The sequence below is a fragment of the Cohnella sp. AR92 genome (genome assembly GCF_003990975.1).
Classification (GTDB): Bacteria; Bacillota; Bacilli; order Paenibacillales; family Paenibacillaceae; genus Cohnella.
Map to the genome: position 1 here is coordinate 1 of NZ_RZJR01000024.1, position 12,594 is coordinate 12,594.

Annotated in this window: 14 protein-coding genes; all 14 read right to left on the reverse strand. The window is 53.4% G+C overall.

Features of this window, described 5'->3' with window-relative positions; translation table 11 throughout:
- Positions 1–308 precede the first annotated feature (308 nt).
- On the reverse strand, positions 309–1,082 hold the full coding sequence (locus tag ELR57_RS26415) for a flagellin N-terminal helical domain-containing protein (RefSeq protein ID WP_126962705.1): 774 nt from the start codon (positions 1,080–1,082) through the stop codon (positions 309–311).
- Between the two features lie 104 nt (positions 1,083–1,186).
- Positions 1,187–1,426, reverse strand: coding sequence for a carbon storage regulator CsrA (gene csrA, locus ELR57_RS26420; RefSeq protein WP_126962707.1), 240 nt, complete (start codon positions 1,424–1,426; stop codon positions 1,187–1,189).
- A gap of 15 nt (positions 1,427–1,441) precedes the next feature.
- The gene (fliW, locus tag ELR57_RS26425) at positions 1,442–1,879 is read right to left on the reverse strand and encodes a flagellar assembly protein FliW (RefSeq protein ID WP_158630185.1); all 438 of its coding nucleotides are present in this window, start codon (positions 1,877–1,879) and stop codon (positions 1,442–1,444) included.
- Positions 1,880–1,952: 73 nt separating this feature from the next.
- Entirely contained in the window at positions 1,953–2,519 is a 567-nt protein-coding gene (locus ELR57_RS26430; protein WP_126962711.1) for a DUF6470 family protein, read from the reverse strand.
- Between the two features lie 26 nt (positions 2,520–2,545).
- Entirely contained in the window at positions 2,546–3,478 is a 933-nt protein-coding gene (gene flgL / locus ELR57_RS26435; RefSeq protein ID WP_126962713.1) for a flagellar hook-associated protein FlgL, read from the reverse strand.
- 31 nt (positions 3,479–3,509) lie between these two features.
- On the reverse strand, positions 3,510–5,111 hold the full coding sequence (gene flgK, locus ELR57_RS26440) for a flagellar hook-associated protein FlgK (RefSeq protein ID WP_126962715.1): 1,602 nt from the start codon (positions 5,109–5,111) through the stop codon (positions 3,510–3,512).
- 36 nt (positions 5,112–5,147) lie between these two features.
- The gene (locus ELR57_RS26445; protein ID WP_158630186.1) at positions 5,148–5,657 is read right to left on the reverse strand and encodes a flagellar protein FlgN; all 510 of its coding nucleotides are present in this window, start codon (positions 5,655–5,657) and stop codon (positions 5,148–5,150) included.
- Positions 5,658–5,672: 15 nt separating this feature from the next.
- The gene (gene flgM, locus ELR57_RS26450) at positions 5,673–5,942 is read right to left on the reverse strand and encodes a flagellar biosynthesis anti-sigma factor FlgM (RefSeq protein WP_192896624.1); all 270 of its coding nucleotides are present in this window, start codon (positions 5,940–5,942) and stop codon (positions 5,673–5,675) included.
- Between the two features lie 78 nt (positions 5,943–6,020).
- Positions 6,021–6,434, reverse strand: a complete 414-nt coding sequence (locus ELR57_RS26455; RefSeq protein WP_126962721.1) for a TIGR03826 family flagellar region protein — start codon at positions 6,432–6,434, stop codon at positions 6,021–6,023.
- Between the two features lie 106 nt (positions 6,435–6,540).
- Entirely contained in the window at positions 6,541–7,323 is a 783-nt protein-coding gene (locus tag ELR57_RS26460) for a ComFC family protein (RefSeq protein WP_126962723.1), read from the reverse strand.
- Entirely contained in the window at positions 7,320–9,236 is a 1,917-nt protein-coding gene (locus ELR57_RS26465) for a helicase-related protein (protein ID WP_158630187.1), read from the reverse strand. Before ELR57_RS26465 ends, ELR57_RS26460 begins: the two co-directional genes overlap by 4 nt.
- Before the next feature lie 313 nt (positions 9,237–9,549).
- On the reverse strand, positions 9,550–9,930 hold the full coding sequence (locus tag ELR57_RS26470; protein WP_126962727.1) for a glycosyltransferase family A protein: 381 nt from the start codon (positions 9,928–9,930) through the stop codon (positions 9,550–9,552).
- A 738-nt stretch (positions 9,931–10,668) separates the two neighbouring features.
- Positions 10,669–11,391, reverse strand: coding sequence for a response regulator (locus ELR57_RS26475; protein ID WP_126962728.1), 723 nt, complete (start codon positions 11,389–11,391; stop codon positions 10,669–10,671).
- Positions 11,366–12,559, reverse strand: a complete 1,194-nt coding sequence (locus ELR57_RS26480; protein WP_126962730.1) for a sensor histidine kinase — start codon at positions 12,557–12,559, stop codon at positions 11,366–11,368. The genes ELR57_RS26475 and ELR57_RS26480 overlap by 26 nt, the downstream gene beginning before the upstream one ends.
- Between the last annotated feature and the right edge of the window lie 35 nt (positions 12,560–12,594).

Here is a 12,594-nt window from a genome sequence, read left to right on the forward strand (position 1 = left end):
AGGCGGCGGCGCGTGAGAAACAAGCACGAAAGGCAGATAAAATTTCATTGATAAATTTCAACATAGTATGGTCGGTCGCGACGAAATCGGGTAAACTAACAGAGTAACCCGATCTAGCGATCTGCTCTCCTTTCTGGCCTGAGAACCTTAAGGATACCACAGAATCGCTGATTGGGTTATTTTGCTATGCGACCATTTTTAGCGAGAACTTTTCACTGTCCAGGTCATTTAACATCTCAAAAATTAGTTATAACAAAAAAACAGAGGCCTTAGATAATCTAAGGTCTCTGTTCGAGAAGCAAGAACGATTAACGAAGCAGCGAAAGAACGCCTTGCGGCTGCGAGTTCGCTTGTGCGAGCATCGCTTGGGAAGCTTGCAGCAGGATGTTGTTCTTCGTGAGGTTGACCATTTCCTTCGCCATATCCGTATCACGGATGCGGGATTCGGAAGCAGTCAGGTTCTCAGTTGTCGTGCCCAAGTTGTTGGACGTGTACTCAAGACGGTTCTGCAGCGCACCCAGTTTAGCGCGCTCAGTAGAAACGCTAGAAATCGCCGTTTCAATGTTAGTAAGAGTCTTAGCACTGGTCAGACCTACGAAATCAGTAGTCGTAATGCTGCCGATCACGATTTGCTGCGAAGCATCGTCCGATTGAATCGTAACGCCGGTCGTGTTGTTGATGTGAATTCCATTGAACGTCGTATCGGTCATGATCTTGTCGATCTGGGAGCCCAGTGCGTTAAGCTCAACGTCGATGTTAGCCTTATCTCCCGTCGAGTACGTGCCGTTCAGCTTCTGAACGTTCAGTTCTTTCATACGAGAAAGCATGGAAGAAACTTCGTTCATTGCGCCTTCAGCCGTTTGTACGTAAGAGATACCGTCTTGTACGTTGCGTTGCGCCATCTCCAGACCGCGGATTTGACCACGCATCTTCTCGGATACTGCCAAACCAGCAGCATCGTCAGCTGCGCGGTTAATGCGAAGACCGGAAGACAGCTTTTCCATGTTCTTAGAAGCTGCATTGTTGTTCAGGGTCATGTTGCGGTGCGTGTTTACTGCTGGAAGGTTGTGATTGATAATCATCTTGAAATTCCTCCTTGAATTTGGGTGATTGCCACATCCTTGTGGACTCACAAGTTCCTTTCGGCGCTTGCTAATTTATATATCGGCTATTTTATGCTTAACATTTATAGCTTTGGAGACATTTTTTTTATATCTGCAAACAAGTTACTAATGTCCTCCGGCATACCCGCCGCTTCTTTATTTGTCTCCTTGACGGACGTTAGCAGCTCTTTTCGAACAATCTGAACGTCCTTAGGCGCTGATATTCCAAGCTTAATCGTGTCCCCCTCTATCTCAAGAATGGTCAATTCAATCTGATCCTGGAGAACAATCGCTTGTCCTTTTTTTCGAGATAATACCAACATGGCGATCGCCCCTTTCTACTTCATATTACTGGCTTCAAACAGCTTGTGCCGTGTCGTATAGCTTGTCGACGTCAGAATTACTTGCTTCCCTAAACGTTTACTATCATTAAGAACGATTGGCGCAACGAGATTGGTTGTAGCATGCTCTAACTTCTCTCGAACGGTTACAATGGTGCGAATTTTAATCTGTTCGGAGGGGTACACTTGCAGTTGCTCCACCGCTAGGTCAGGCAAGTTAAACTCGTAGCTCTTATAGAATTCGAATGGATCTACAACGATGAATGACAAATTCTTATCGTCTACAGATTGCATATACGAGAACGATTCATGTTCCTCTACGTCAATGAAGACAAATCGAGTTGCGTGCTCGAATCCGGGAATACCCTGTTCGAATAGATAAATATGGTCTTCCTCTATCTCAATCTGCCCAAATTGTGCCGTTTCTAATTTCATCAAGACCCCACCTGTCTGAAAATGATAAAAAGCTATAGTGCGCATGATTCGCCTATAGCTAGTTATAGCATGACTATACTGTAATATCGACTTGCGGAGGAGTAATCGTCACTTTCGGATATTGCTGCATGTAGATGTCAACCGAACCGCGTCGGAAGTTGATCTCTGGTTTCTGAATATGCGGTGTGATCTTTACATCCCCCGGAGTAATCTCGAGATTAAGTTCGTTCGGAACGTATTCGAAATGTACGTTCCGAGGCGATGCAAAACCGTATACCTGAAGATCTGGGCCACCTTCGATAAATTCGTTAAGCGCCATATCCGGAATCGGGTTGCGCTTGATTCTTAAGTCACCCATCTGATTGCCTTCGTCGACGATCCGCTGAATGTTCTGTTGAACAACCTGTTTGTATTGGGAGTAGATACGCTCCCAGAATACAACCGGCTTCCCGCCAGTCAACGCATTCTGCGTATCCGAGTTGTCGATGTTCAGCGTTCCCGGAGCCGTATGGGCTGTCATCTGCGGCTTCGTCGTCTCGACCTCTAATTGAGGTCGAAACGTTCGAATTTCATAGCGGCCGGGCTCGGAGTCGATTCCGATTAAACCACGCTGAGAACTAATGGAGATCTGCGGAATCAAGACTCGCCCCCCCCTTGCATTATTGATTAATTCAGAAAATCAACCAAAGTAGGCTGGATGATCTTGGATCCGACAGACAGCGAGGCCTGGTATACATTGTCATTTACTTTCGACTTGATTATTAAGTCGTCATAATCGACGTCTTCTGTCTTGGCCTGCAAGCTTTGTAAGTTCATGTTCAAGTCCGCCAGCCTGGATTGCATCAATTCCACGCGATTGGTTCTAGCTCCAATATCCGCTTGCTGCGTCAATATTTTATCCATTCTAGATTCAAGCAACGAAATTTGATTCGCTACTCCAGTACCCGATTGAAGATTCGTTATCATCTGATCAAGAACATTAAAAATATTATCGTCCTCATAGACGGGTGATTTAACTACACTCTTGTCCACGGAATTAGGCGGATAGCCGAATACAGCATTGCCGCTCAAATTGACCGGGAGCTTGATGCCCGCGCCAATGACGTAGTCAATCGTGCCAGAATCTGTTACAGTCTCGATCGCCTTGTTAGAATCCGGATAGGGAATATCTCCAGTGAACTGGCCGTTGAAAACATACTTACCATTAAATGTACTATTCCCAATCTCGACTAATTGACCCTTCAATTGATTCATCTCAAGGGCTATATTATCCAATGAAACATCCGGATTAGTGCCATTGGATCCTTGCACAGCTAATTCCTTAACGCGCTTCAACACATCGTTCACTTGCGACAATAAAGTATCATTGTAATCTAGCCAAGAGACGGCGGAGTCAACGTTCGATTTATACCTTTCGTTAACGGAGAGGTCACTCCGATACCGAAGAGAATAAGTAATACCGACTGGGTCGTCAGAAGGTTTATTGATCTTCATGCCGGTAGACAACTGCTCCTCGATCTTAGATGATCGATTGAGATTGTTATTCAGATTGCGAAGCAGCTGCGATGTAATCGCTCCTTGTGTTATACGCGCCACCATGGTATGTCAACCCCATCCTCTAATCGATAGATTATCTGCCCACGACACCCGTGCCGTTAATGAGCTTGTCCAACGTCTCGTCAATCGTCGTCATGAACCGCGCCGCTGCGCTGTAAGCGTGCTGGAACTTGATCATGTTAGACATCTCTTCGTCAAGAGATACGCCACTGACCGATTGTCGGTTACCCTCTACTTGAGCAACAACACTCTGAGCGTTCTTCGCTTGCCGCTGCGCTTCCTCGCTCTGAACACCGAGTTGACCGACGATTGAGCGGAAGTAATCTTGCATGGTACCCTTCGAACTGCCGCTGGATGCTGCTCCAACCGACGAGAAATCAATCTTAGTATCCTTATACTGAGCAATTAGTATCGCCAAGTCCTTGTTGCCGTTCACGATCGTCTCTGTACCGTCATCGTTCTTAACCGTCCGCATCGACGAAGCAATCTTGGACGCATCCTTAACGATTTCCGGATTAAGCGCAATATTGCTCGCAGATAGAGGACCGCCATCCGCCGATACGAAGAACAAGCCTCCGCTTACGGGTGCATTGGTCGCACCTTGAATCAAGTAACCAAGCTGATGCAGCCCGTTCAGTCCTTTGACTGTGACGGTCAAATCCGATGTCAGGAATCGATTCGTATCGTTAAAGGTGACGCTTGTTGATGTCGTTCCGTTCTGCACTGCCAATACCGTTCCATCCGGAATCGTCGAGCCGGCCGGAATCTTAATCGTGATGTCGCCGTTCACCATTCCGTTCACGAGCGTATTCAATTGATCCTTGTAGGTCGTAACGTATTGATCGCGAGACTTGATCATGCCGTACACTTCGCCGCCTGTCAAATTACCGCCGAAGCTTGACACCAGATCGTCTGCCGTTAACGGCGTCGCCCTTCCGCCATTCACGAGTTCTTGGTTTCCCATCGTAATCTGATAGTCGCCATTCGGCATCTCAGTGAAACTGATGTTTATGTCCGACGACAGTTTATCGACTAGCAAATCCCTCTGGTCGCGCAAATCATTCGCGTTATCTCCGAGCGCTTCGATCTTCCGAATCTGATCGTTAAGTCCGGCGATTGTCTGGATCGTCGTATTCATCTCCGCCGCCTTGACCCTAATGTTCTCCGTCAGATCGGCCTGAAGGTCTTCTAATTGATCGTAAGATTGGTTAAACGCATCTGCGAGGGATTGAGCAGTCTGACTGACGAGCTTCCTGGCCGTCAGATCTTCCGGATTCTCGCTTAGGTCATACCAAGAGTCCCAGAACTTATCGATGACGCTGCGTAACCCGGATTCCGAAGGCTCATTCACAATCGTCTCCAGCTTTGCCAAGATGCTCTCCTGTACCGACCAACTGCCGGAGTTCGAGCTCTCTTTGCGAAACTGGCTGTCGAGGAAGGACTCGCGAATCCGGTCAATGGAGCTGAACTCAACCCCCGTACCCAGTTGTCCTGGACGAGTAGAATGCGTCAAGCCTACCGCTTCAATCGGTCTGGACGCAACCATATTCACCGTCTGTCGAGTGTAGCCTTCCGTATTAGCATTGGCTACGTTATGCCCTGTCGTATTCAGCGCAATCTGCTGCGTCATTAAGCTTCTCTTCGAAGTCTCGATCCCCATAAAAGAAGATGTCACGGAGAAATCACCTCTCTCATTAGTTGTACAATCGCATCATGTCCGGTAATCAAAAGCCCTTGCGCCGTTACCGTACCCGGTCTGCGCGTCGGGCCGCGTATATACATAATCCTGAGCATCCGTCCCAGCCAGCAAATGCAGCGAGAACTCATTGAACTCCGCCGCATAACGAAGCAACTTCATGTTGCCCTCGTTCAACGCCTTCAATTTTGTCAACAGCTCGTTCAAACGCTGACTGAGATCGATTAGCTTGGCCTTGTCGTGCGCGTTCGGGATCAGCCGAATAATGGTCGAGACTGTTGCTGCAGCTCCAGTTCCCAGCCCACTCTCGACGCAATAGTCAGTGACTGCCGCTATCCTCTGTTCTTCCGTCTTGGAGATCAGCTTCACCAATCTCGATTCTCTCGTTGTCAGTTCGATCAACAAATTGACATCGTTGCGGATAATCGCCTGCTTCTTCTGCTCGGACATCTCGCTCAAATTGATGTGCTGCTCAATCAGAATCTCCATAGCCTCATACAGACGTTCCAATACCAATTCATTCATCCCCGATCTCATAGGCTACGACTGTCTTATGATGAATGGCAGCAACTTCTCGGCAATGACTCCCGCGTCCACATGGTAGGTTCCGGATGAAACTTCCTGCTTTAGAGCCTCAATTTTCTCCGCTCGCGCCGCTTCCGTACCTTGGGCTCCTAGCAGTTCCTTCGCTTCGGCCGATATCTGAACCTCGTCCTTGCGCTTCTTGCCGACCGCCTGGTCGGGACGCGCCTCCGCAGCCTGCTGGTAAGCCTGATACAGGCCGACCCGTTGGGTTTGATTAATCTTCACAGAGATCACCTCATAAATAAAACCGATAATACCTATGTTGGTATTATCGGTCATAATCTGCTAAATGTTTATAGAGAATTATTCGCGGTCGCGAAGGCGATCCCCGATCTGATAAGCGCTGTGCTTGGATGGTCCACGATCCTGCATGTCCCGATTCTGGGCGCTTGCGTTGTTCACGTCCTTGCGCAGCCGGCTTCGGCAATTGTCGCACATGTTTCCTTCCCGAATTAGCGTGCCGCATACTTCGCAAGGGTAAGACATGTTAGGAGCATTATACAACGAGATTCGGCCTTCCTTGATGAATCTCGTGATTTGCTTGACCGACACTCCCGTCTCCTCGGACAGTTCCGTGATCGTCGCGCCCTTGTTCTTCCTTAGGAAGTCCGTGCAAGTCTCGTATTCCTTCTCTATATCACCATAACAATTCGGACAAATGTCGCGGAAGTGGCGGGCGAACAGTCGGCCGCAGCGGGGGCAATTAGCCAGATCCACTTACGTTTCCTCCATTCTCGACAAAGCTCGATAGAAAGTACTAGGATTCATTCTATCATACTAATTTTTTCAATGGAAGAATAGAGCATTTAGGACTAGACGACAGTCAAGACCTCGCCCAGACGGCTCCGTGAATTTCCCCGTTCGGATAGGCTTGCCGCAGCGCCGCCGAGCATTCCGCCATCGTGCTTCCGGTCGTGTAGATATCGTCGATAAGAAGAATGCGAGGACCGGATTGGGGAAAAGGAAGAGCGCGAGACGCTTGTCCCAAAGCCGGAGGAGGCTCGATGGCGGCGAACGTCCCCTTCATGTCTTCGATTCGGTCCCTGCGGCCCTTGAAGCTCTGCTTCCCCGTATGCCGGGTTCGCTTCAGAAGCGGCCGAAACGGGATCCGGTAGCGTTCCGCGACGGCGCACGCGATCCGCTCCGCCTGGTCGAAGCCCCTCTCCTCCAGCCTTCGTTCGGCGATAGGGACAGCCGTGACCGCATCGAAGCGCATCTCCGAGAGCATGGGCTCGACGGCTGCCGACAGCATCGCGGCAAGGATCGGCTCCAGCTTCTCCAAGCCTCTATATTTGTAGAGAGCGAGAAGTTCCTTCATGGCGTCGTCGTACCGGACGGCTCCCCGGCTTCGCACGAACGGCCGGTTCGGACGGCGCAGGCAATCCCCGCAGCGATCCGGCCTTCCACAGATCGGGCAGGCGATCGTCAGGATCCAAGGGATCCAGCCTAGACAGCTTCCGCACAGTCCTTCTCGCAGGATCCGCCTGAAGAAGGCATCCCTGACAGGGAGAGGACCAGAAGCGTTCCTTCCGATTGACTGGCCGCAGAGCACACAGTCGGGCATTCTCGGGTGAAGCCATTCATGCAGACGGTCGGCTAACCTCATGCCCTCTCGCCCTCCTGCCTAAGATACCCCCGCCTTCGCGCCATGCGATTCATCGCGCGTATCTGCCGACAAGCCTGCCGTTGAGAAAGCGTAAGGTAGGGCGAGCCGAAATAAACGCGCCCGAACGGATCGTCCGCCGAACGTCCCGCCCTCCCGGCCATCTGGACAAGCGAAGCGTCGTCGAAGGTGGATTGGTGAGCGCCCAGAATAAAGACATCGCTCTTCGGAATCGTCACTCCCCGCTCCAGGATGGTGGTCGTCACCAGCAGTCGAAGCTTTTTCTGCCGGAAATCCTGCACCTTAGATGCCCGCTCCGGATCGCTGGAGTAGGTTCCCGCAATCTCTTCCGTGCGGATGCCCAAGGCCGGGGCGGCTCTTCGAAGAAGGCCCACGACCGGCAACACGTGTTTAATGTAGGGAACAAACACGAAAACCTGAGCCCCGCGGCGAACGGAGACGGTTATCGGGGCGAGCAGAGCCCGCGGCAGCTCTCTCCTTTGGACTAGCTTGGATAGGGGAGGAAGAGATAGGCGTTGCGGAACCGGAAGAGGATGCCGGTGGTAGCGAACCGGCACCCGAGCGCATCCCGCCTGTCCTCTTCGAATACGTTGGCGCAGCTTCGCGGGAGGGGTCGCGCTGAGCAGAACCGTCGCCCCGTGACGGCGGCGGGCCTTATCCGCGGCATAGTGCAGCACGGGATCATTGTGGTAGGGGAAGGCATCCAGCTCGTCCACGAGCACCAGATCGAACGAATGCTGGAATCGCATCAGCTGGTGGGTCGTCGCGATCGTAAGTGGAGCGTTCGTCCAGCGGTCCTCGCTGCCGCCATAAAGAACCGCCTGGCGAACGTCGGGAAACGCCTTAAGCAGCCGGGGAGCCAGCTCCAGCACGACGTCCCTGCGCGGTGTCGCGATAAGAGCTCGGCCGCCGGCCCTCAACACGGCATCCAACAGCGGGAAGATCATCTCGGTTTTGCCGGCGCCGGTCACCGCCCAGAGAAGAAAGCTTCTAGCCGGATGGTCGGCGTGGGAGGATCGGCCGGAGGTGAGGGCCAAGGAGGCGAGCATGCGGCGAAGCAAGCGCAGGGCTTGCGTTGCGAGATGCTGCGAGCAAGCGAGGGGTTGGCATGGCTCCACCGCTATAGAAGCAGGAGCCTCGCCGACCGCTCGCAGGAAGCGATAGGCCGCTTCGGCCGCGCTGCGCTGCGCGGGACTGAGCCCCCAGCGATCCTCGAACGCGGGGGGCAGCGCGGCTAGCGCCGTGCCCGGCTGCTCGGCCCCCAGCACGAGCAGCTCGCATTCGCGGCTGCGGCCCAGCGCGGCGCATGCCTCGCAGACGGCGCAGCCGCTTCGCCCGCACGAGGCGCACCGCGTGCGGCGCATGCGTTCTTCCCCGCTGCCGCATCGCCGGCAGCGAAGCCCTTGGCGGCGGCGCGAGCCGGCGGAGCCCGCCGCCCGAGGCGCGATCGCGGCGGCGAGGCGCACGGCGCCGCGCAGCGCGGAGAGCTGCAGCGCTTGCAGCGGCTCCCGCTCCCGCAGCGTCGGCAGAGCCTTCGCCAGCATCGCCATCGCCTCCTCTCGCAGCAGCGAGCGGCCCTGCAAGCAGGCCCCCGCCTGCTCTGCCGCCGCGCTCAGTACCTCCCATTCCGTCTCGTTGGCTTTTCGCCACTCCGCGTTTTTTTCGCGTTCGCCTTCACTTCGCGACGTTACGAGTACCGAAACCCCCTTCTCTCCCGCAGCATCCCAGGCACTCTCCGCCGACTGCCGCAACGACATCGCTCGCTGATCCGGCGTCCTAGAATCCCCGCGCTTGCCTGCAAAATTAAATAACCGGCAGCTCTCCTCGGCTATCCCTAAGGGCATTGGCTCGCGCAGCCAACAGACGGTTCGGCCATCCTCTCTTGTTATCTCCATCCGCTCGCATGCCTCCCAATCAACTGAAAATCTCGCCTCTACTTCTCCGTTCTTCTTTTGCCACAGATAGACCATCGCCTTCATCTCTTTCCCCTCCTCGGTTCTCCCTCTCGCTCAGGACCCTATGTCACCTTGCTTCTACTAGATTCCGCTTTACCCGATATGTCGCGTTAGCCCGCCTCTCCCCTTCGCTCAGGACAGCAAAAAAAGCACGCCGAGATTGTCTTATCGACAATTCTCAAGCGTGCTTCGCTCGTACGTATGGCTGATGGATTTAGTATACGCCGACTGTCCCTTGGACGCAATCGTCTTCTCAAAGAGGAAGCCGCGCTAGGTCCTCCTGCTTCGCAAGCTCGATCCAAACGAGCTTTCGTTCCGCGCTTTGCGTCTCCGGTCGGTCCGGCTGCCGCTCATAACTCCAGTCGATCCCTCTATCGGTTCTGGCGAACTGCCTTACGATCGCTTCGGTACCGTCGTTAGAATTCTCGAAGACCACCGTGATCTGAATATCCGTCCCCGTTCTCCGGGAGTACCACTGCAAAGACCTCATGTACCATTCGATCTGTTTCTCGTGATTGCCCGCTACGAGCACGTAATGCTTATCGTCCCGATGAAGCCGGCGCCGCGCCAGCCAATGAACGAGGACGATTCCCAGCGCATATACAACGATGACCCCGCATAACCCAAGCAGCACAGGAGCACCTCCTCCGGCATACTTTTCCGGTCAGCCTTGCCTCCTGGCCGATCACAGTGTCCGGTATGCAAGCAGGCTGCTCCATCCCCTGGCGGCGGAGGCTCCCTTTGACCTCGTGTGACAATATATGCCGGCATTCGGGCGTTCGTTCCGGTATCCGCCTGTCCGCGAATGGCAACAAGCCATTGGTGGAAAAGAAGGGGGCATTATTTCGAGGGGTGATATCCGCCCCGTTTGATCCCGAACAATCGCCTACTGAGCGAAGGGGAGAGGCCAGCTAACTCTTAGGGCATCAGTCCGCCATCCTGAGCGAACGGGAGAGGCCACCTAACCCTACGCACATCAGTCCGTCATCCTGAGCCAACGGGAGAAGCAACCTAACCCTACGCGTAACAATCCACCATCCTGAGCGAACGGGAGAAGCAACCTAACCCTACGCGCATCAGTCCGCCATCCTGAGCAAACGGGAGAAGCAACCTAACCCTACGCACATCAGTCCGTCATCCTGAGCAAACGGGAGAAGCAACCTAAAACCCTACGTGCATCAATCCATCATCCTGAGCCAATGGGAGAAGCCGTCTAACCCAAGTGCTACTATGCTCCTAAACTTTCCTCCCGCTCCTCCGACAAACCGAACGGCCCCCGGAGGAGATCCCGGAGGCCGTTGCTGATGCCGAGTATGTAGGTTTAGTTCTTTCTTGCTTCTTGCTTCTATGAATCACACTTGGCGCTGTTCCATTACAGAACAACCCAGCCATTCTTGATCGAATTGATAACGGCCTGAGTGCGGTCGTCCACTTCCATCTTCTGCAGAATGCTGCTGACGTGGTTCTTGACGGTCTTCTCGCTGATGAACAGGTTCTCGCCGATCGTCTTATTGCTCTTGCCTTCCGCCATCAACCGAAGGACCTCGGCTTCGCGGCGGGTCAGCGGATTGTTGCCGTTCGGGATCAGCTTGGTCACCGTCTCGCGGCTCGCTGCGGCACCTGAAGCGGCTCCGATCTCGTCGAGGTAAGTCATGCGGCGGAGCTGATTGATCAGCTTGCCCGTCACTTTGGGATGAATGTAGGCTTGTCCGAGCGCTACGGTGCGGATCGCGTTGATGAGCGCTTCCGCTTCCATATCCTTGAGCAGATAGCCCGATGCGCCCTTGCGGAGCGTCTCGAACACATAGCTCTCGTCGTCGTGGATCGATAGGATGATCACCTTGATCTCCGGGAAAATATCGCGAAGCCGCTCGGTGGCGATAACCCCGTTCTCCGTCGGCATATTAATATCGAGAAGCACGACATCCGGCTTGATGCGGTTGCAGAACTCGAGCACTTGAATGCCGTCGCCGCACTCGCCGATTACCTCCAAGTCGGACTCCATATTAAGAATTCTTTTAAGCCCTTCGCGGAAGAGCTGATGATCGTCGGCCAGAAGCACCTTGATTTTACGATTCGGAATCTTGTTCTCCATAATGTCCCAACTCCTTTCGCGGCTCTGCATTAATAGGTACCTCAATGACGATGGTTGTGCCTTGACCGACTTCCGATTCGAACTCTATCGTACCTTGGAGCAGATCCACCCGTTCCTTCATCCCGATCAAGCCGAACTTGGAATGCTCCCGCGCATGGGCATCAATCGAATGAGCGGCGAAGCCCCTTCCGTTGTCCCGGATAACCAAGTCGATCGTCGTTTCGCGAAAAGTCACTTCCAGCGACACGAAGGTAGGCTGAGCATGCTTCTGCGCATTCTGGAAGGCCTCCTGCACGAGACGAAACATCGCCGCTTCAAGCGCGGAGGACATTCTTTTCTCCTTGCCTGCGACATCGAACTTGGCATGTATGGTGGTGCGTTCCTCGAAGTCTTGGACAAACTTGCGAAGAGTCGGGATGAGTCCCAGATCGTCCAACGCCATCGGACGCAGGTTAAAGATAATCTTGCGGATTTCTCCAAGATCCTGCCGAATCTGAGTCTTCAGATCGATTAGTTCGCCTCTTACGACCTCCAATTCCTGAGTCCCCAGCATTCTCTCCGCAATCTCCGTACGCAGGATCAGGTTAGCCAGCGATTGCGCGGGACCGTCGTGGATCTCTCTCGCAATGCGCTTTCTCTCTTCCTCTTGCGCCAGGATAATCTTGAGGCCGATCATCTGCCGGTTCTTCGTCGATTCTAGTATTCTCGTCACTTGGGTCAGATCTCCCGAGAGGTACCCCAGAACGACATTCATCTGGGAGCCGATGGACTCGGCCCTCTCGATCGACCTCTCGACGTTTCGGGCGCGCCCTTGCAACTCGTCCCGCCGAGCTTTGAGATAGCCTTCTTTCTCCCGGTACACCATAAGATCAAGCTGGATGTTCGTCGCTTTCTCGTAGGCGGCTTTGATGTCTTTCTCGGAATACTTCACGAAGTCCCGGCTTACTTCCGTAAGCCGAATTCTCGCAAGCCGATAATCCCTCTCCAGCCGGTCTACAAGCTCGATCGTCTCTCCCGTCTCCTGGAGAACCCTCTCCAGTTCCTGGCCTAGAGACTCCAGCTCGCGGCGTGCCGATTCGCATATCTCAAAAACTTGAAACTTGCTGTCTTCCATGACTTTGACGGCATTCTGAATGACACGATCGATCTGCTCCACACGATACTCCATGTGTTGATTCCCCTTTTGTTCTCGGTTCCTCGCGC

Excerpts from the sequence above, each read along its gene's own strand:
- ELR57_RS26480 (WP_126962730.1), bottom strand. The coding sequence starts at position 12,559 with ATGGAGTATCGTGTGGAGCAGATCGATCGTGTCATTCAGAATGCCGTC.
- ELR57_RS26465 (WP_158630187.1), bottom strand. The coding sequence starts at position 9,236 with ATGGAGATAACAAGAGAGGATGGCCGAACCGTCTGTTGGCTGCGCGAG.
- ELR57_RS26475 (WP_126962728.1), bottom strand. The coding sequence starts at position 11,391 with ATGGAGAACAAGATTCCGAATCGTAAAATCAAGGTGCTTCTGGCCGAC.
- ELR57_RS26460 (WP_126962723.1), bottom strand. The coding sequence starts at position 7,323 with ATGAGGTTAGCCGACCGTCTGCATGAATGGCTTCACCCGAGAATGCCC.
- fliW (WP_158630185.1), bottom strand. The coding sequence starts at position 1,879 with ATGAAATTAGAAACGGCACAATTTGGGCAGATTGAGATAGAGGAAGAC.
- ELR57_RS26445 (WP_158630186.1), bottom strand. The coding sequence starts at position 5,657 with ATGAATGAATTGGTATTGGAACGTCTGTATGAGGCTATGGAGATTCTG.
- csrA (WP_126962707.1), bottom strand. The coding sequence starts at position 1,426 with ATGTTGGTATTATCTCGAAAAAAAGGACAAGCGATTGTTCTCCAGGAT.
- flgL (WP_126962713.1), bottom strand. The coding sequence starts at position 3,478 with ATGGTGGCGCGTATAACACAAGGAGCGATTACATCGCAGCTGCTTCGC.
- ELR57_RS26415 (WP_126962705.1), bottom strand. The coding sequence starts at position 1,082 with ATGATTATCAATCACAACCTTCCAGCAGTAAACACGCACCGCAACATG.